The 19,005-nt window shown below is 61.7% G+C and carries 18 protein-coding genes, 1 tRNA gene and 1 pseudogene; 8 read left to right on the forward strand and 12 right to left on the reverse strand.

Features of this window, described 5'->3' with window-relative positions; translation table 11 throughout:
• Positions 1 to 96: 96 nt before the first annotated feature.
• The 3 genes from R6258_RS01630 to R6258_RS01640 all read right to left on the reverse strand — a co-directional run bounded on the left by R6258_RS01630 (position 97) and on the right by R6258_RS01640 (position 2,920).
• Positions 97 to 981 (reverse strand): OmpA family protein, encoded by an 885-nt coding sequence (locus R6258_RS01630; RefSeq protein ID WP_318446585.1) that lies wholly within the window; start codon positions 979 to 981, stop codon positions 97 to 99.
• Positions 982 to 1,265: 284 nt separating this feature from the next.
• On the reverse strand, positions 1,266 to 2,411 hold the full coding sequence (locus R6258_RS01635; protein ID WP_318446898.1) for an amidohydrolase: 1,146 nt from the start codon (positions 2,409 to 2,411) through the stop codon (positions 1,266 to 1,268).
• 41 nt (positions 2,412 to 2,452) lie between these two features.
• The gene (locus R6258_RS01640; protein WP_318446587.1) at positions 2,453 to 2,920 is read right to left on the reverse strand and encodes a DUF2489 domain-containing protein; all 468 of its coding nucleotides are present in this window, start codon (positions 2,918 to 2,920) and stop codon (positions 2,453 to 2,455) included.
• 187 nt (positions 2,921 to 3,107) lie between these two features.
• On the opposite strand from R6258_RS01640, the gene R6258_RS01645 reads away from it, so the two are divergent.
• Both R6258_RS01645 and R6258_RS01650 read left to right on the forward strand, forming a co-directional pair.
• Positions 3,108 to 4,568, forward strand: a complete 1,461-nt coding sequence (locus R6258_RS01645) for a DASS family sodium-coupled anion symporter (RefSeq protein WP_318446589.1) — start codon at positions 3,108 to 3,110, stop codon at positions 4,566 to 4,568.
• A 178-nt stretch (positions 4,569 to 4,746) separates the two neighbouring features.
• Entirely contained in the window at positions 4,747 to 5,133 is a 387-nt protein-coding gene (locus tag R6258_RS01650) for a hypothetical protein (RefSeq protein WP_318446590.1), read from the forward strand.
• Positions 5,134 to 5,144: 11 nt separating this feature from the next.
• On the opposite strand, the gene R6258_RS01655 is transcribed toward R6258_RS01650, so the two are convergent.
• Positions 5,145 to 5,867 (reverse strand): LrgB family protein, encoded by a 723-nt coding sequence (locus R6258_RS01655; protein WP_318446592.1) that lies wholly within the window; start codon positions 5,865 to 5,867, stop codon positions 5,145 to 5,147.
• 2 nt (positions 5,868 to 5,869) lie between these two features.
• Positions 5,870 to 6,235, reverse strand: coding sequence for a CidA/LrgA family protein (locus R6258_RS01660; protein WP_318446593.1), 366 nt, complete (start codon positions 6,233 to 6,235; stop codon positions 5,870 to 5,872).
• Positions 6,236 to 6,440: 205 nt separating this feature from the next.
• Between R6258_RS01660 and R6258_RS01665 the strand changes: the two genes are divergently transcribed.
• The 3 genes from R6258_RS01665 to R6258_RS01675 all read left to right on the forward strand — a co-directional run bounded on the left by R6258_RS01665 (position 6,441) and on the right by R6258_RS01675 (position 8,561).
• Positions 6,441 to 6,517, forward strand: a tRNA-Pro gene (locus R6258_RS01665).
• A gap of 177 nt (positions 6,518 to 6,694) precedes the next feature.
• Positions 6,695 to 8,083 carry an oxygen-independent coproporphyrinogen III oxidase gene (gene hemN, locus R6258_RS01670; RefSeq protein ID WP_318446595.1) on the forward strand — a complete coding sequence of 463 codons (1,389 nt, stop codon included), beginning with the start codon at positions 6,695 to 6,697 and terminating at the stop codon, positions 8,081 to 8,083.
• A 4-nt stretch (positions 8,084 to 8,087) separates the two neighbouring features.
• Positions 8,088 to 8,561, forward strand: a complete 474-nt coding sequence (locus tag R6258_RS01675) for a hypothetical protein (protein WP_318446597.1) — start codon at positions 8,088 to 8,090, stop codon at positions 8,559 to 8,561.
• Between the two features lie 282 nt (positions 8,562 to 8,843).
• On the opposite strand, the gene R6258_RS01680 is transcribed toward R6258_RS01675, so the two are convergent.
• The 5 genes and pseudogenes from R6258_RS01680 to norR all read right to left on the reverse strand — a co-directional run bounded on the left by R6258_RS01680 (position 8,844) and on the right by norR (position 13,621).
• A complete protein-coding gene (locus R6258_RS01680; protein WP_318446599.1) occupies positions 8,844 to 10,043 on the reverse strand; it encodes an NnrS family protein in 1,200 nt (399 codons plus the stop codon).
• A gap of 277 nt (positions 10,044 to 10,320) precedes the next feature.
• Positions 10,321 to 11,028: a succinate dehydrogenase iron-sulfur subunit gene (locus R6258_RS01685; RefSeq protein ID WP_318446601.1), complete on the reverse strand. Its 708-nt coding sequence runs from the start codon at positions 11,026 to 11,028 to the stop codon at positions 10,321 to 10,323.
• 248 nt (positions 11,029 to 11,276) lie between these two features.
• Complete coding sequence (locus R6258_RS01690) at positions 11,277 to 11,588, reverse strand: cytochrome P450 (protein WP_318446603.1); 312 nt, start codon at positions 11,586 to 11,588, stop codon at positions 11,277 to 11,279.
• A gap of 94 nt (positions 11,589 to 11,682) precedes the next feature.
• Positions 11,683 to 12,081: pseudogene (locus R6258_RS01695) on the reverse strand (ribonucleoside-diphosphate reductase); the annotation flags it as partial.
• A gap of 22 nt (positions 12,082 to 12,103) precedes the next feature.
• Positions 12,104 to 13,621, reverse strand: coding sequence for a nitric oxide reductase transcriptional regulator NorR (norR, locus tag R6258_RS01700; RefSeq protein WP_318446605.1), 1,518 nt, complete (start codon positions 13,619 to 13,621; stop codon positions 12,104 to 12,106).
• 188 nt (positions 13,622 to 13,809) lie between these two features.
• Here norR and ytfE point away from each other — a divergent pair, with 188 nt between their 5' ends.
• The 3 genes from ytfE to nirK all read left to right on the forward strand — a co-directional run bounded on the left by ytfE (position 13,810) and on the right by nirK (position 16,434).
• Positions 13,810 to 14,526 (forward strand): iron-sulfur cluster repair protein YtfE, encoded by a 717-nt coding sequence (ytfE, locus tag R6258_RS01705; RefSeq protein WP_318446607.1) that lies wholly within the window; start codon positions 13,810 to 13,812, stop codon positions 14,524 to 14,526.
• A gap of 34 nt (positions 14,527 to 14,560) precedes the next feature.
• Positions 14,561 to 14,908, forward strand: a complete 348-nt coding sequence (locus R6258_RS01710) for a SirB2 family protein (protein ID WP_318446900.1) — start codon at positions 14,561 to 14,563, stop codon at positions 14,906 to 14,908.
• Between the two features lie 137 nt (positions 14,909 to 15,045).
• Positions 15,046 to 16,434: a copper-containing nitrite reductase gene (gene nirK / locus R6258_RS01715; protein ID WP_318446609.1), complete on the forward strand. Its 1,389-nt coding sequence runs from the start codon at positions 15,046 to 15,048 to the stop codon at positions 16,432 to 16,434.
• Between the two features lie 33 nt (positions 16,435 to 16,467).
• On the opposite strand, the gene R6258_RS01720 is transcribed toward nirK, so the two are convergent.
• Together R6258_RS01720 and fnr are read right to left on the reverse strand one after the other, a co-directional pair.
• A complete protein-coding gene (locus tag R6258_RS01720) occupies positions 16,468 to 17,808 on the reverse strand; it encodes a hypothetical protein (RefSeq protein ID WP_318446611.1) in 1,341 nt (446 codons plus the stop codon).
• Between the two features lie 101 nt (positions 17,809 to 17,909).
• Complete coding sequence (fnr, locus tag R6258_RS01725) at positions 17,910 to 18,656, reverse strand: fumarate/nitrate reduction transcriptional regulator Fnr (protein WP_318446613.1); 747 nt, start codon at positions 18,654 to 18,656, stop codon at positions 17,910 to 17,912.
• Positions 18,657 to 19,005: the final 349 nt, after the last annotated feature.

Here is a 19,005-nt window from a genome sequence, read left to right on the forward strand (position 1 = left end):
GGCTAGGCCAGGCCCGCCACAAACGAAGAAGGGGCGCCGAGGCGCCCCTTCCTGCATTCAGCCAGCTAAACAATGCCTGGCCTCATGACGTCAGCGTTACTGAGTCCATTCGCCCAGTTCGACGCGACGGTTCTGAGCGCGGCCCGCTGCCGTTTCATTGGTCGCGATCGGCTGCTCTTCGCCGTAACCAATGGCCTGCATGCGGTTCGCGGAAATGCCCTGTGAGGTCAGGTAGTCCTTGACCGACTGGGCACGACGCTGAGACAGATCCTTGTTGTACGAATCGCTACCGATGGAGTCGGTATGCCCTTCGAGACGAACACGGACATTCTCGTTGGCGTCGAGCTTGGTAGCGACGTCGTTGAGGATCATTTCAGCCTGAGAGGTCAGAGTGGCTGAGTCGAACTCGAAGTTGACGTCCTGCAGCACGACGTCGGCTTCACAGCCCAGTGCGTTGACATCGGCACCTGCCGGAGTGTCGGGGCACTGATCCATGTAGTCGGGCACGCCGTCACCGTCGGAGTCGAGCGGGCAGCCAGACGCATTCACTTCCACGCCAGCCGGAGTTCCCGGGCACTCGTCGCGATAGTCGGGTACGCCATCGCCATCGGTATCCAACGGGCAGCCGGATGCATCAACGGCAACGCCTGCCGGCGTATCGGGGCACTGATCGCGATCGTCCGGAACCCCGTCGCCATCGCTGTCGACGACATTGCTGCCATAATCGGCGCACAGCAGAGCACCGGCGGTAGCCCCGGTGACGCTGCCTATGGCTGCACCATCGTCCTCGTCGGAATCGCTGCTGGAAGCGTAGCCGATGCCACCACCGATCAGACCGCCGGCCAGGCCGCAGACGAAAGGTGATTGATACCAGGCGTCCTGCTGGGTATCGCTCATGGAGGAGGAACCGGAGCTGGCACAGCCTGAAAGGCCTAGCACAAACGCGGACCCAACTAGCAAGCCAGTCGTTGATTTCTTCATGTAAGACTCCTTCTTTACACAGCGCTCGTCGTAACGTGTCGTTACTCGGCGGGTCCAAACTAGTCGGAACCCAATAGCTCGGCCAGGACGTTTTTCTACCTATCCTGTCCTCGAAAAAGAAAGCACAAATGCGCCATTTCGGCTAGTGCTCTCCCGCTGTCATCTCGGTTTATCCGCGACGACGCTTTCTTTACTTCGGTTAACACTCATCGTGAAGGAATGCGCGGAACGGTGCAAATCCTTCACTTGTACGAAGTTTATACAAGGATACCGGGCAGTATCGATCATGCAAGATGATAGTCGACCAATCCCGAAAAAATAGCGGCCGCCCGGTCGAGCAAGTCGTCGGGGAAATCAAACGCCGGATGATGCAACGGCCGACAATCTTCACCGCTTCCCAGCGTAAACATCGCCCCTTCGCAACAGCCGCTCAATACCCCGAAGTCTTCGGACCAGCGATGCGCTGCGGGCAGCGTCGCCAGCGGCATCTGCAACTCACCGGCGACATGCTCGATGGCGCTCACCGCAGCAGGCGCATTGACGGTACTGGAGAAGGCGTCGCACCAGTCGATATCCACTCCCAGGTTATCCTCCTCGGCTTCGGTGCGTGCCAGGGAAACTGCGGCCTCGGCCAAGGCGCGCATCATGTCGTCGCTTTCCGTGCGCAGCGTCGCCATGACTTCCGCCTGCCCGGGCGACGTACCGAAGGCGACATCGCCAAGGCGTGCATGAATCAGGGTTATCATCACCAGCCCATGGTCGTCGGGCATCTGCTGAGGCAGGCGCTTGAGCCCCTGCAAAATGCGACACATCGCCATCGCCGGGCTGCGCCCCTGTTCCGGATGTGCCGCGTGGGAACACAGCCCATTCAGCCGGATGATCAGCCCGCGGGAAGCGCAGGTGAATACCCCCGATCTGACCGACACCTCGCCCAGCGGCCTGCCAGGCAAGTTGTGCATGGCATAGGCGTAATCGGGACGGATCACCTCGAAGGCCGCCGAATCGAGCACACGCCCAGCACCGTCACCGGTCTCCTCGGCGGGCTGGAAGAGCAGGACAACCTCACCGCTGCGCGGACGACGCTCGGCAAGCCGCTGCGCGACTCCCAGCAGCGCCGCCATGTGGCCATCATGGCCGCAGCTGTGAGCCACCGCCTCGTTTTGCGAGCGCCAGGCCCGCGCTCCCTGCTCGCGGATCGGCAAGGCATCGAGCTCCGCCCGCAGCAGCACCCGCGGGCCGGGCTCGGCACTACGAAACACCCCGGCCACCCCGTGCCCGCCCAACCGGCGAATCACGCTGTCGGCACCCGCCTGAGCGAGCCAGTCGGCCACTTGATCCGCCGTTCGGGTTTCGTCGCCGGAAAGCTCGGGCGAAACATGCAGGGCGTGGCGAAGATCGGCGAGTGGCGTATCGAGCAGGGACGGGGGCATCACGATGGCTCCATCGTTCGTTCGCATTGAAGAAGGCAGGTTCAGTGCAGGCTGGCCGGCCAGCCTCGCACGAAGTCATCGACCGCGCCTGCCGCCGCGAGAATACGCTGACGCAACTCATCCTCCAGCGCCAGCCGCTCGCGATCCTCGCTCATCCGTTCACGCGGCGACAACGCCTGACGGGCGGTGTGGGTATGCAGATGCGCAGTGCGCCGATGTACTTCATCGAACACTTGCAGGGATTCGCGCTCGAGCAGACGGGGGTCGATGATCTCGAGCAGTACCTTGCAGCGCAGGCTGCCTTCGGTCAGATCGACCTGCTCGGCCTTCATTGCCCGCGCAATGATATCGAGACTTTCCAGACAGTTTTCATTGGCACGCCGCACCTCTTCAGCACGAAACCGCTCTCGCCGGCGCACCTCCTGCCAGAGACGCCAGGCGTATCCGGCAAGCCCCAGAATCGCGATTAGCGCGATTCCTAGCAGTACCCAGCCTATCGATTGATTCATCTATGCCTCGCCCGCCCCGGTCATCGTTGCGCGCAGTATACGTGGCGTCCTTGATGGACCCAACAGCAACTGATAATTCGGCCTCGTGCGCCGTATAATGCGTCCCGGCCGGCCTGTCGCCCACGCGCAGAGCAGGCTAGCCTGTGCAGCAAGGAGCCACACCGGAAAAACCGCAAGGAGGCATGACGTGCGAGATGACACCGAAGACACCCGTGAACCCCACTCCCGGCCTTCTAGCGCCGCGCGCATCGGGCTCTGGCTAGGCTTCTTCTGGCTCGCGCTGGTGCTGGTCGTTCCGGCCCCCGGAGAGATGCCGATCACTGCCTGGCACTGCGCCGGACTGGCACTGCTGATGGCAACCTGGTGGTCGACCGAGGCGATACCGATACCCGCCACCGCTTTGATACCGCTGGTCCTGGTACCGGCTCTGGGCATCGACGAACTCAAGCCCACCGCATCGAGTTATGCCAATCCGATCATCTTCCTGTTCCTCGGCGGTTTCCTGATCGGGCTGGGCATGCAGCGCTGGGACCTGCATCGGCGCATCGCCCTCAACGTGCTCAAGTACGTCGGCTATCAACCGCGCCGTCAGATTGCCGGCTTCATGCTCGCCACCGGCTTTTTGAGCATGTGGGTCTCGAACACCGCGACCAGCATCATGATGCTGCCGATCGGCATGTCGGTGATCAGCCTGCTCGGCGACAAGGATCCCCAGGAGCTCAACCGCTACGCCACGGCGCTGCTGCTGGCGATCGCCTACGCGGCAAGCATCGGTGGCATCGCCACCTTGATCGGCACGCCGCCCAATGCCCTGCTGGCGGCCTATCTCTCCAACGATCGCAATATCGACATCGGCTTCGCCCAGTGGATGGTCGTCGGGCTGCCGGTGAGCATCATCATGCTGATACTCGCCTGGCTATGGCTGACCCGCGGCGGCTTCGCACTGGATGCCGGCGAAGACAGCAAGAACCTGGTCGCGCAACAACTCGAAGAACTGGGTGGATTCTCCACGGCCGAACGGCGTGTCGGGATCATTTTCCTGCTGGCTGCGCTGGCCTGGATCCTCCGCCCGCTGATCAATAACCTGGGGCTGGACTGGGTATCCGACACGACGATTGCCATCGCCGCTGGTCTGCTGCTGTTCCTGCTGCCGAGTGGCACCCAGCGCGGGGTTAAACTGCTCGACTGGGATCAGGCCAAGGAACTGCCCTGGGGCGTGCTGCTGCTGTTCGGTGGCGGCTTGGCATTGGCCGGAGTGATCAAGAGTTCGGGACTCGCCGAATGGATCGCCAACCAGCTCTCGATGTTCGAGGTGCTGCCGCTGATCGGCCTGGTGGCCATGGTGGTGTTGATCATCATCTTCCTCACCGAAGTGACCTCCAACACCGCCACGGCAGCGGCCTTCCTGCCTTTGCTCGGCGCCCTGGCGATGTCGCTGGACGTCTCGCCGCTGTTGATCACGGTTCCCGCGGCCATCGCCGCCAGCTGCGCATTCATGATGCCCGTGGCCACGCCCCCCAACGCTATCGTGTTCGCCACCGGTCACATGAAGATCCAGTCGATGATCCGCGCCGGCTTCGCCCTCAATATCGCCGGCACGGTCGTCGTCACATTGGTGGCTTACTTCGTGGTCAATACCTTCTGGTAATTGCTCCACAGGGCTGCCGGCCTCGTGCCGGCAGCCTGCTCCGCACAGCCCCTCCTCCGGCTCACTTTCGACTGTGGATTGCCGGAGACAAAACATCACAATTTTTACCGCCAATTTGCCGGGTCAGGCTTGAGCTCGAAACTATACTCAGGAGTGCTTGTGCTCAAGGAGGCCTGCCATGAGTGTGTCCCCTCTTTCCAGCGTGGCCGTTCTATTCAGCGACGATGACCCGTCAGTGCCCTCGCCCCTGACCATGCCACGGCCTTATTGGTGGCTGCAGCAATGGTTGGACACCCAGTCTCGCCTTCTGCGCCTCCAACTAGCCTGGCTCGATGCAAGCGCAGACTTCGCCCATCAAGAAGCCGAGTTCATCAAGCTCACGGTACAGGCTAGTGAGCGCCTGAGTCGCTGCGGTTTTCCTGGGGTAAACGATCAGAGCCCAGAGCAATTGATGCACTGCTATCACCGCACGGTGAACGAGATCAGCGAGGCCGCATACGCCCGACTCCGCCGCGTCAGCGAACTATCGCATGACTTTCGCGAACAGATCTGGGACGAAATCTGAGTAGGTGGCCTTCAAAGCCCGAATAGTTTGACGATTAGCGGCAGCAGAAAGGCGGTTAGCATCCCCGTCAGTCCCATCGCCAGCCCGGCAAAGGCGCCGGCCATGGCACCGAAAGACGTAAAACTCTGGGCCGTGCCGAAGCCATGGGCCGCCAGCCCCATGGTAAAGCCTCGTACGCTGGGGTCCTCGATCTTCAGCCAGCGGAATAACCATGGCCCCAGCACACAGCCGATCGAGCCCGTCAGCAGCACCAATCCCGCCGCCAACGAGGGTATGCCTCCCACCTGCTCGGCGATCCCCATGGCGATCGGCGATGTCACCGAACGCGGCGCCAGCGACAACAACGTCTCGCGCTGCGCGCCCAGCAGCATGGCAATGCCCAGCGTCGACCCGACAGCGGTAAAGATACCCGCCACGCAGGCGAGCAGAATCGGCAACAATAACCGTCGCACCCGCTCGCGATGGTCGAAAAGCGGTATCGCTAACGCCACCGTCGCCGGGCCCAACAGGAAATGGATGAACTGGGCGCCCTCGAAATAACTGGCATAGTCGATGCCCGTCAGCATCAGGAACACGATCAGCAAAGCGATGGCGACCAGCACCGGGTGCACGAGCGGCGAGTGGCGCGCCCAGCGGTTGATGTGCGTGGCGAGATAGAACGCCACCAGCGTAGCCAACAGCGATACCAGCGGGTTGCCGGATAGATAGACCCATAAGCGCTCGAAGTCCGCCATCGTTACGACTCCCTTCTTCCGCGCAGATGGCGGTGCGCCAGCCAGTCGAGCAGCTTGGCGGTGACTGCCAGTGTCAGGGCCGTGGAAGCCACCAGGGTCACGGCCAGTACGCCGAGTTCTTCGCGAATCAGGCCGAAGTGCGTCATGAGCCCCACTCCGGCCGGCACGAACAGCAACGTCAAATAGCGCAGCAAGCCTTCGCCAGCCATGCGCAGTGCGCTGGGTACTCGCCCGTTGATCATCAAGCCGACCAGGAGCACGACCATTCCCAGCACCGGTCCGGGAACCGGCGCCGCCAGCGCTCGTACAAGCAATTCACCGATGAATTGGCAGCCCAGCAGAACGCTCATTCCTACAATCAATGGCATCTTCTCTCCCCCGAGCTTCGCGTGTGTCTAAATTATACAACGGACGGCACACGCCAACTGCCGCAGTGCGCTCCGTCGAAGACAAGCGATTGAAAGGAAAGCGCAATTCCTGCTTGCATTTGATGGAAAAATCGCTACTATATGCCTCGTCCTTGGGCAGGGCACTCGGCAAATGCTGGCTCCCTACCCACAGCAAGACGACAGTCGGAGCGTGGCGCAGCTTGGTAGCGCGCTGCAATGGGGTTGCAGAGGTCGCAGGTTCGAATCCTGTCGCTCCGACCAGCATTATCGAAAACGCCACTACGGATTATCCGGTGGCGTTTTTTTGTTGCTTGTTTGTGCTGTTTAGGGACCTTGATAAGAGATGCCCGCCGATCGAATTGAAAATGATCGAAAGCAACTTCGGTGACGATAGGACCTCGTATAGTGCGCGCATAATTCCTTTCGGACGGCAGACTCATGAGCCAAACGCAGGCCTTCGATCGTGCCTTGGTCAGCAAATACGACTTCCCGGGGCCTCGTTACACCTCCTACCCGACTGCGCCGCAGTTCCACGAAGCCTTTGCCCTGGATGACTATCGACAGGCCACGCAGATCAGCAATACCGATTCGCTGCCCAAGCCCTTGTCGGTGTACGTGCATATTCCGTTCTGCAAGAGTCTCTGCTACTACTGCGCCTGCAATAAGATCATCACCCAGAAGACCGAGAAGGCCGCAGAGTATCTCGACTATCTCAAGCGCGAGATCGCGATGCAGGCAGCGCTGTTCGATGCCGGCCGACGGCTGACCCAGCTGCATCTGGGTGGCGGCACGCCGACCTACTTCACCAACGAGCAGCTTGCCGAACTGGTGGGTACCTTGCGCCAAGCGTTTCGCTTCGATACCCGCGGCGCGCATGAGTTTTCCGTGGAAGTCGATCCGCGAACGGTAACGCCCGACCGCATTGATGAGTTGCGTCGGATAGGCTTCAATCGGCTGAGTTTCGGGGTGCAGGATTTCGACCCGCACGTGCAGGCCTCGGTCAATCGCATCCAGAGCGAATTCCAGGTACGTGGCCTAGTCAAGGCAGCCCGCGAGGCCGAATTCGACTCGGTCAACGTCGACCTGATCTATGGCCTGCCGCTGCAGACCGTGGAGAGCTTCGACGCTACGCTGAATAAGGTCATCAATATTCGCCCGGATCGCATCGCCGCTTACAGCTACGCGCACCTGCCCAGCATGTTCAAGTCCCAGCGCCTAATCCGCCCCGAACATATGCCGCCACCCGAGCGCAAGCTAGAACTGCTCGAACTGACCATCCAACGCCTGTCCGCGGCGGGCTACGTGTACATCGGCATGGATCACTTCGCGCTGCCTGACGATGAACTGGCGCTGGCTCGAGAGAACGGCACGCTGCAACGCAACTTCCAGGGCTACTCCACGCATGCCGACTGCGATCTGATCGGTCTCGGCGTATCGGCCATCGGCAAGGTGGCCGATAGTTACAGCCAGAACGCCAAGGAGCTTTCCCAGTATTATGCCCGCCTCGATGCCGGCTGCCTGGCGGTCAAGCGCGGCTACCGGCTCCACGATGACGATCGCCTGCGCCGTGACGTGATCATGGCCCTGATGTGCCATGGTCACATCGACATGGCGTATTTCGAGCGCCACTACGACATCGACTTCACCCACTATTTCGCCGAGTCGCTGGATAAGCTTGCCGGTCATGTAGCCGATGGCCTGGTGACAATTGAGAATGGCACTGTAATGCTGCTGCCTCAGGGTCAGTTGATGCTGCGCAGCGTTACCATGGCCTTCGACGCCTACCTGGGCGATGGCCAGCGTGGCCTCTTCTCGCGGACGGTATGACACCATGGAGCACTTCTTTCTGGCCCGGGTCGTACATGTGCTGGCCATCGTGCTGTGGATCGGCGGCGTAGCCATGGTGACCACCGTGCTGCTACCGGCGGTCAGACGTTTCAAGAACGAGGCCGAACGCGTGGAATTCTTCGAGAAGGTCGAGACACGCTTCGCCTGGCAATCACGAATCACCACGCTACTGGCAGGGCTCAGCGGCTTCTACATGCTGCATGTACTCGGCTGGCAACGCCTGATGCTGGTCGAGTTCTGGTGGATCCACGCGATGATTGCGGTATGGCTGATTTTCACCCTTATGCTGTTCGTGCTCGAACCGTTGTTTCTGCACCACTGGTTCGACGAGCGCAGCAAGCGCGCCCCACAATCCACGTTTCGACTCCTTCAAGGGCTACATTGGTTCCTGCTCGCCATCAGCTTGGTCACGGTGGCCGGGGCCGTCGCCGGTAGCCACGGCTGGTTCTGGATCTGAAAGCATCAATCCCCGGCACAGCGATTATCCTCACCGAGTCGGTCAGGCGCGAAACACAGCGTAGAAATCCCTGGCCAGTGCACCCAATATCCCGGCTTCCGAGAGTAGGCAGACACACGGCTCTTCACCACATGCGTCACCTGCTCCGCCTACCAGCGGGCATTCATCTTCATCCGGCCAACGTATAGGCTCGACAGTTGGGATAGCTGGAATGATTCTGCTCTTTTTCATAAAGCTACCTCGCTGACAGCCATGGTTTCTCGCCAGCCCCGGTGCGTTCATTCAGCCGGGACGCCCGTCGGCGCGCGGCCGGCTCAGGATTGGCCAGTAGACAAGCACGAAAAGCATGAAGGCGACGACCCAGGCCAGCGCCGAGCCAATCAATGCGGAATAGGTCAGTTGCGGTATGAACGCCGCGACCACGCGCGCCAGCCCGGCAGCAATAATGGCGACGTAGATCCATATCGCCAGACGCGGCAGCTGCATCGGCCGTCCGGTGTGGCCCATCGCCACGCGGGTCATCACGCCAAGGATCAAAGTACCTCCCGCTCCGGCGCCCATCGCATGCATCCAGACCCCGGGCGGCAGTTCCAGCCAAGGCGTCATCGCCTTGAGCACCAGCGCAACGACAACCCAGCTCAGGGCAAGGTGCAGTATCCACACCAGCGGCTCTTGCGAGGCCTTCCAGCCTCGCCAGGAATAGAGGCGCCATGCGTTGATGAGCGCAGCGAACAGGGCCATGGCGCTAGCCAGTACCGGAAGGGTCATCGTCAGGTCGGCCGGCATCATCACCAGCGTGCCCCAGAAGGCTGCGCGATCCAGCGCCTCCGAGCGTCTGACCTGAGCGGGGTCCCTGCCCTGCATGCGCAGCCAGTTGGCTGTGAATGCCGGCGTGATCCGGCCGCCGATCACGACCATGATCACGGCAATCAGATCCAGCGCCAGGACTTCACCCAGCCGCCCTCCGCTGGGCCAGAGTCCGCTGAAGCCCAGATGCATCAGCAGGTTGGCTCCGGTGAGCAAGGCAAGCAATACAACCAGCACCAGATTGCGGTAGTTGCCGTGGCGCAGCAGCACTCGCGCGACATAGGCCGCCATTACCGGCAGAAAGACCAGATCGACTGCCGCGACCAGCCACAGCGGCAACCAACCCGACAACCACATCACTACCCGCCCGGCCAGCCACAGCAGGACCAGTGCCAGCAGGCCGCCGCCGTGCAGCGGCGATGCGCCTGTCCAATTGCACATCGCGGTGAGCAAGAACCCCGCGATGGCCGCCGGCACCATGCCGAAGAGCAACTCGTGCGCATGCCACTGGGATGGATTCACGCCCAGTGGCAGGGGCAGCCCACCGAACAGGAAGGCGACCCAGGCCGCTACCAGGGCGGCCGCATAGAATGCGGTGAGCAGGAAGAACGGCCGAAACGCAAAGGCGAGCAACACGGGTACATGGTTTGCACGGCGATTGAGCGTATGGCTCATGTCAGCACTCTCAGTTGAATTGGTCGGCATTGGCGGCACCAGGCAATAAGGTCTTCGTGGTTCAGGCTTCGAACATGCAGTGCCGATCGGAGCGTGGCTTTAGGTTGCTACGCATCATGTAGTGCATTACTCATGCCAACCATCAAAGCATTGAAATACAGTAGGATTATTTCAATAAGGGTAAAAGTAACCCGACTATGATCGGGTGAATAGCACCTGGTCGGGTAAAATGAACCCTGCCCGCAAGTGGTTAGGCAAGACATCTCGAAAGCGCGCTTCAGACGCTCTCCTTCAGCAGCATTTCCCGGATACGACCGATGGCCTTCATCGGGTTCAATCCCTTGGGACAGACCCATCTGCAGTTGCCGATCTGGCGACAGCGGAAGACGCTGAAAGGATCTTCCAGTTCGGCCAGACGCTCGCTGGTCGCCGTATCGCGGCTGTCGTTCAGGAAGCGATAGGCCTGTATGAGCCCCGCCGGTCCGATGAACTTCTCCGGATTCCACCACCAGGAAGGGCACTGCGAAGAACAGCAGGCGCACAGTATGCATTCATACAGGCCGTCGAGCCGGTCGCGATCCTCGGGGCTCTGCAGGCGCTCCATTGTCCCTGGCATACTGTCGTTGATGAGATAGGGCCGAATCTTCTCGAACTGCTTGAAGAACAGGGTCTGGTCGACGACCAGGTCGCGGATGACCGGCATGCCGGGCAGCGGCCTGAGGATCAGGGTATTCCCCTTGCCCAGCGCTTCGGCCACCGATGTGATGCAGGCCAGCCCATTCTTTCCGTTGATGTTCATCCCGTCGGAGCCGCACACGCCTTCGCGACAGGAGCGGCGATAGACCAGGTCGGGATGAGCGGTCTTCAGTCTCTCCAGGACCTCGAGCACCATCCTGTTGCGTAGCTCGTCCCCGACTTCGAAGTCCTCCATGTAGGGGGCCGTGTCGGTCTCGGGGTTATAGCGGTAAAGGCGAACAGTGAACATGACATCCCTCACAGTTAGGGGTGAAGCACGGAGCCAGGAGATAGCGCCTGTATCAGCGCACCACGCGGCTACTCCTGACCGATCTGCGCCGGGCCGTCACGGGCTGACTTACTGTCTGTAAAAACCAGCTCCAGAAAGACTGACCGCTCAGCGCCCTATCAGCACCCAGGCCTTCGTATATCCACCGGCCGGGAAGCGAGCCCGGATGGCCGGCTTGTCCGTCACGTCGGAAAACGTGCGGGTGCGATCTAGCAGCGCCTGCATGAACAGTTGCAGTTCCATGCGCGCCAGTGGCGCCCCGGGCAGACATGGATACCGGCACCGTAGAGCAGGTTGAGGCTCGGGTCGCGATCGAGGCGGAATTCCTCCGGATCGCCGAATACCGCCTCGTCACGGTTGGCCGAGCCCCATAGCAGGATTAAACGCTGCCCTGCCTCGATGCGCCGCCCACCGATCTCCACCGGGCAGGTGGTGACGCGCCGGTTGGACATCAGCGGCGCATCGATGCGCAGGATCTCGTCGATGGCGGCGGGCAACAGCCAGGCGGGTAAAGACCTCATCTGACCAGAGCGCGCCCCAAGGAGCCTTGACTTGAATCAGGGCAAGGGCATGCAGCGCATGCCCCGCCATCGACTCTCGCTCGGCCGCGGCCGCTCAGCCGCATTTGGACCAGCCGCAACCGGTACAGGTCGAGCAGCCGTCCATCATCACCGGTTCGCTGCGACACTCGGGACAATGGCCGGCCGCAGCGGCGGCGTCCCCTATCTGTGCAGGTGGTGCCGTCCCCTTGGCTACGTCCGCCTCGTGGGCCGGCGGCTGCCAGGGGTGACCGTGGGTCATGCGATGGGCGTAACGACGCACCAGTTCGTCGACCGGCACCTGGAGACCGTCGATATCGAGGAAACCGCGCCGACAGAGGATCTGCTGGATCGACCAGGCGATCGCCGCCACCTCGGAATCGTGGAACATCGGTTTGCCCCAGCGGTTCATGCCACAGCGCACCAGCCCCTTGTCCCGGGCCACCTTGCGCAGGTCGGCCACCGCCTGCTTCATGCCCTGCTTTGCCGAGCGTCCCCTACTTGATGCCCAGCCGGCGCGCCAGCTTGTGTAGGTTGCTCGAGTCGACCTCGAGCAGGCGCGCCGCCGCCGACCAGTTGCCGCCGGCGCGTTCGAGTGCCCGGTGAATGACCTGACGCTGGGTACGCGCCACGCTGTAGTGCAGCGCCTCGACCGGTGCATCCTGGAACGGCTCCGCGGACGCAATCGGCTGCGCGGCGGCCAGCGGCAGATCGAGCAGCTCGGGCTCGAGCGTGACGATGTCTTCGCGCCGCGCGCCCTGGCTGAGCGCCTTGATCGCCGCCCGGCTGATGACATGTTCGAGTTCGCGCACGTTGCCCGGCCAGTCGTAGCCGCACAGTACGTTCTCGGCGACGGGCGACAGGCGCAGGCTGCGTACGCCCAGGCGGGCGCGGTTGAGCTCGAGGAAATGCCCGGCCAGCACCAGCACGTCGCTGCGTCGTTGGCGTAGCGGCGGGATCGGCGCCGGGTAGACCGAGAGTCGATGGTAAAGATCGGCGCGAAAGTGCCCGGCGCGCACGCTGTCGTGCAGGTTGCGGTTGGTGGCGGCGATCACCCGCACATCGACGTGACGCGGCGTGTCCTCACCCAGGCGCTGGATTTCACCGTTCTGCAGGGTACGTAGCAGCTTGGCCTGGATGGCCAACGGCAGTTCGCCGACCTCGTCCAGAAACAGCGTACCGCCGTCGGCCGCTTCGAAGCGCCCGGCACGGGCGCTTCCGGCCCCCGAGAAGGCCCCCTTCACATGGCCGAATAGTTCGCTCTCCGCCAGCGATTCGGGCAGCGCCGCGCAATTGACCTGGATCATCGGGCGCCGGCGGCGCCGCGAGCGCTGATGCAGATGACGCGCGAACAGCTCCTTGCCGACGCCGGTCTCGCCGGTCAGCAACACTGGCAGTTCGGAATCGGCGACCACCTCGAGCTCGTCCAGCAACTGACGGATGAGCGAGCTCTGGCCGATGATCTCGCCCTCCTGGCGTTCGACGAGATCCCCTGCGTCAGCACTGCGCGACAGCCGCAGGCGGCGCATGTCCTGCTCCAGGCGGGTCACGCGCACCGCCGCCTCGACCAGCAGGGTGAAGCGCTGCAGGTCGTCCTGGGCGCGCTCATCGAAAGTGCCTGGGGTGAGTGCATCCAGGGTCAGCACTCCCCACAGGCTACCCTCGACATGCAGGCTGATGCCCATGCAATCGTGTACCGCCAGCGGTGCGCCGACCTGATTGTCGACCAGTCCGTCATAGGGGTCGGGCAGGCTCGAATCAGGCGGGAAGGCCACCGTCTCGCGGCGAGCGAGAATCGCTGCCAGCCGCGGGTGCTGGGCCACCACGAAGCGTCGTCCCAGCGCCTCGCGGGCCAGCCCGTCGACCGCAACCGGACACAGCGCACCGTCATCGAGGCGCAGCAACCCCACGGCGCCGCAATGAAAGTATTCACGCAGGGTCCTGACTAGACGTTGCAGACGCACCGCGCTGGGCAGTTCGGCAGTGAGATCGGCAAGCACGACATCTTCGAGCATGGCAAGGCTCCTGGCGGTTAATGGGCAAAGCGTCGGCGGGTAAAAACCACCGAAGCGAGGTCATTATTACCCTTACAGCTCCGGGTAGAATTGACCGGAGTCAATCGAAACCTCTGCCAATCAATGACTTAAGGGTTGGCATACAAGCTGCATTAGAAGGGCACACGCTTGATAAAAAGGACAGCACCATGACCCTTCTCGACCAACCTCTCGGCCAGCTGGCCCGCCAACTGTCCGGCGCCACCCGGGTATTTCACGATTACGGTATCGATTTCTGCTGTGGCGGGCGCGTCACGTTGCGCGATGCGCTGGCCGGTCGCGATGTCGACCTGGCCCGGCTCGTCGCCGCGCTGGAAGCGCTGCCGGCCAGCCAGTCCGGCGAGCGCGACTGGCAGACCGCCAGCGACAGCGAACTGATCGAACATATCCTGACCCGCTATCACGCCGTGCATCGCCAGCAACTGCCCGAGCTCATCCGCCTGGCACGGCGCGTCGAGCATGTCCACGGCGAGCGCGGCACTTGCCCCGCCGGCCTGGCCGACCACCTCGAAAGCATGCATCAGGAACTGGAAAGCCACATGCAGAAGGAGGAAATGATCCTGTTCCCGATGCTCAAGCGCGGCCTTGCCCACAACGCGCACGGACCGATCGCCGTGATGCGTTTCGAGCATGACGAGCACGGCGAAGCGCTGGCCCGATTGATGGCGCTCTCCCACGACATTCATATACCCAAGGGCGCCTGCACCACCTGGCGCGCGCTGTATGCGGGGCTCTACGAATTTCGCGAGGACCTGATGCAGCACGTCCACCTGGAGAACAACGTGCTGTTCGAGCGGGCCACCGCCAACCAGGGCCCTGTCGGCGAGGCGGCAGCCGTTTCGCCGGCCATCGACGAGTCGCCCTAAACACGATCGAACGCAACATTGACCGGTCGCCGGCCTGAGCCTGGCAATGTTCAGCCTGCGTGTCTGGTGGTCGGTTCACGAGTCGCCCCGCCTGCAACGGCGCTGGGTGAAGGTAGGGCCGCATCTGGTCGATACGGTGTTACTGGCAGCGGGGGTCACCTTGATGGTCATGCTGCGCGCCTGGCCCATGCAGCACCCCTGGCTGGCAGCCAAACTGGTCGGCCTGGTCGCCTACAGCGTCATCGGCACGCTGGCCGCCAAGCGCGGCAGGACGCCCACGATCCGCGCCATATCGTCACTGCGCGCGATCGCCATCTTCGTGTATATCGCCGGTGCGGCCATGAATCACCACCCGCTTTCCTGGTTAATGCAGAGTCGATGATCGGTCGATATTGCGCTGGCCGGCTATGCGACGTTGGCCACGATCTTTGAGGGTCGGTCTTGATACGAATCAACCAAAGCCGCACCCTGAAATGCTACCTTGGGCACACGATTCCCACCCCATCGAGGATAACAATCTTGTCGTATAACGTTCACCGTCGTTTGATCGCCACCCTTGTTTTTTTCGTTATTGTCCTAGCCTGCCAGACAGGCGTTTCGGCTCAATTAGACAAGGCGATTCCCGGCGATGTCAAGCCTGACGTAAGCTACACATTGCGCACTTCAATCACTGCCGACCAATTAGTATTCATCGGTGACACCGGGGCCATCAAGGGACGGATCAATCCTGACTTGAGCGCTCCGGAAGGCGCCATCGTGCAAATCAATCTTATCAATGGAGATGGGGCGGTCCACGACATCGTGTTACCCGAATTTGATGCCGAATCGGAAAATGTCAACGCCAAGGGCGCGGCAACCACGGTCATTTTCAAGGCCGGAAAGAACGGGACTTTCGAATACTACTGCTCGCTTCCTGGGCACAAGGCCGCCGGTATGGTCGGTCGCTTTATCGTTGGTGAAGCCCGGGAAAAAGACCGCAACGACGCAGCTAGCATCTCGCAGAATCCCGCTGCTGTGGGACAACCTGTCGGCACTCGCTTGCCACGGCATGTCACCCTGAATCTGGAAACCAGCGAGGTCGTCGGCCGGCTTGCCGACGGTTCAAGCTATAAGTACTGGACCTTCAACGGCAAGGTGCCCGGCCCCCTGCTGCGCGTTCGGGTCGGCGATAAGGTAACCGTCAAGCTGAAAAACGCCGACAGCAGCGACAATGTTCACTCGATCGATCTGCATGCCGCCACGGGTCCCGGCGGTGGCGGTACAGTCACGCAAGTCGCCCCGGGCCAATCCAAGAGCTTCACCTTCAAGGCCCTCAAGCCGGGGCTGTATGTCTATCACTGCGCCACGCCGATGGTCGCTCAGCATATTTCCAATGGCATGTACGGCATGATTCTCGTCGAGCCCGAGGGTGGTTTGCCATCGGTAGACAAGGAATTCTACGTCATGCAGGGTGAACTCTATACTCAGCACCAACGGGACAGCAAAGGTCTTCAGGCACAATCGGTCGACAAGCTTCTTGCCGAAAACCCCGACTATTTCGTATTCAATGGCTCGGTGGACGCCTTGACGAAGATCCACAAGATGCAAGTCAACGTCGGCGACACCGTCCGCATCTACTTCGGCGTCGGCGGCCCCAATGCGACCTCGAGCTTCCATGTCATTGGCGAGATTTTCGATAGGGTCTATAACCAGGCTTCACTGACCAGCCCGCCATTGACCGATGTGCAGACCACCACCGTCGCCCCGGGCGGCGCCACCATGGTCGAATTCAAGGTCGACTACCCTGGCAGGTATATGCTGGTGGACCACGCGCTGGCACGTGTCGAGAAAGGCCTCGTGGGATACCTTACTGTGGAGGGCGAAAAGGATCCAGAAATTTTCCAGGCCTTACACAAGAGGAATCTTTGACCTTCTCGAGCGCTCTTGCGTAGACTATTGCAACTATCGGATCATCTGGAGCCGACGCGGTTGGAGCTGGTTGAAAGCGCCATCGAAGATCATGGCGATACGATTCATCAGCAGCCGCCCCACTTGCGTCAATCCAATCGAGTCGCGCCGAACGTTCACCAGGCCATCGTTCGCCATGGCCTGAAGGGCCAGCATCTCGGGGGCAAAATAATTGCCAAAGACGATCCGGTGGCGTTTTTCTATGGCCTCGTAAATAACGCCGCCGCTGCCCATTAGATGGCGGATGACGTCCCGCCTCAGCCTGTCGTCGGCGCTCAGCTCATAGCCTCGGCGAATGGCCAACTTACCGCTCTCCAGGCGGGCACAATAGTCTCTTGATTGCCGGGCATTCTGGTAATAGCCATCGGCGACGAGACTGATTGCTCCGGCTCCCAGCCCGATACAGTCGCTATCGCCCCGCGCGTCATAACCCTGCAAGCAGCGCCGCAGCCACCCATGGCGTTGAGCGGCGGCCAGTGTATCGCTCGAAAGCGCAAAGTGCCCCATGCCGAGGTGCACGTAACCCGCGGGCACGAGTCGCTCCAGGCCTTGAACGAGGCGAGTCAAGGTCACTCTACGCTCGGGCGCACTTACTTCTTGGCCTGTAGTCGAGGCGTAAGAGAGCCCCAACCCACCGTGTTCGCCATCACGGCGCAACGTAAGGCGCTCCGGACGTAGGTGTACCAGGCTTTCAAGCAGCGCCGAGAAACCGGACTCCGTTGCTCCTGCCAGCTCCAGCGTAAGGTCGATAGCGAACGGACGCAGGCAGGCGCGGCGAGCGGCTGTCCACTCGTTCAGCCAGTCCTGATTCGTGCTCGGCTGTGGTCGATGGGTCAGTCCTGACGCCACCCCGAGATCCGCGGCGCCGACGGTGAGCCGGTTGAAGCCAAGGGCGGCCAGGCGTTGCGTCGACAGGCGAGATGGCTCGAAGCACAGCGAGGCGTCCCGCCTGGGCTCCAGCCCGAAATAATGGTGCAGTTCGTCCAGCACGTCGGCCAACTGATCGTCGCCCAGATGGCTAGCCCTATTCCCGACCAGCACGAGCCGTCCGATGCGACGGTCGGCATCGAACAAGGCCCCCTGAAGAGCTATTTCACGCTTGAGACAATCCAGGTAGCGGGCTGTTTCCCCGCTGTCGCGGCACGGCCAGGAAGGCATGTGCACATAGGCCGTCAATGGCTTGGGGATCGGATCTTCGTTGCTGCTCAGTGCCGCCAGCCGGTAGCTGTCCGCGCCAAGCGTTTTGGAAAAGCGAACCACGGCAGGAAAGGTTCCGTAATCCGACGCCGGCTGGTCATACTTGTAGAGAAGCGCAAGATCGATATCGCGGGTCATACAGTCACCTAGGTGGTGAGCGTCCTGACCCACTCTAGCGTGCGTCCCGGATGCCCCGCTTGACCGAAGTCACGCCGCCGTTCGACGCACCTCGCTGCGATTCAGGCTCGGGCCGTCTGCGCACTTTCTGCACCGAACGCCAGCGCCTTCATGGCATAGATATCGATGATCTCGATCTCCTTGCCGGCGATGCTGACCAGGCCCTGCTCCTCCAGGCGGCGGAAGGTGCGGCTCATGGTCTCGGGCACCAGGGCCAGGTAGTTGCCGAGATCGAGGCGCGACATCGGCAAGCGAAAGCGCAGCGCTGATAGGCCGCGACTGGCGAAGCGCTCGGAGAAATTGATTAGCACCACCGCCAGACGCTGTTCGGCGGAGCGGCGCGTCAACAGATGGTTGGTGCCCTGCTCGATGAGCAGTTCACGACTCATGATGCGCATCAACTGATGCTGCAGCGCAGGTGTGCGATCGCCCAGGCTCTCCAACTCGGCATAGGGGATCTCGCAGACACTGGCGGTTTCCAGCGCGACGGCGGTCGAAGGATGATCGTGGGCGACGATGGCGTCGAGCCCGATGACTTCGCCCGGCAAATGGAAGCCCGAGATATGCTCCTCACCATTGGCCATGAGCGTCGAGGTCTTCACGGCGCCGGTGCGCACCGCATAGATCGAGTGGAAACGTTGCCCCGCCTGGAAAAGATACGCGCCCCGCGATACCGGCTTGCGACGCTGCACGATCCCTTCCAGCTTGGCGATGTCTTCTTTCGGCAGGTTGTCGGGTAGACACAGCGTGCGCAGGCGGCAATTGTGACAGCTGTCGCGTGATTCGCTCAGCATGGCAATACGGGTCATGGCGTTACTCCTTCCTGCGGGGGCGTTCCGCAACATCAACGAACTCAATGTTACCCAATCCATCCCTCGGCCCCGATATCCCTAAGTGGGTAGTCCGGCCGCTATTGCGAGGTAACGCTTAGGGATTTGTCGGGCTTCGTAGTGCTTTCACCGGGCGCCGTCTGCCCTGAAACAACGGCCAGGGACAGCGTGCCGTCGACCTACCCCGAATGCTCCACCCCACGCTAAAAATCCTCTACCGTCCTCACCAAGGCACGGAAATACGCTTTAAAACAATAAGCTATGCAAAAATACTCCGTTACCCCTTAAGGGGTAGCCGACCTACCCGGCGCCTCGGGCGCTACCGCGC

Source organism: Halomonas sp. HP20-15 (assembly GCF_033446685.1).
Classification (GTDB): Bacteria; Pseudomonadota; Gammaproteobacteria; order Pseudomonadales; family Halomonadaceae; genus Modicisalibacter.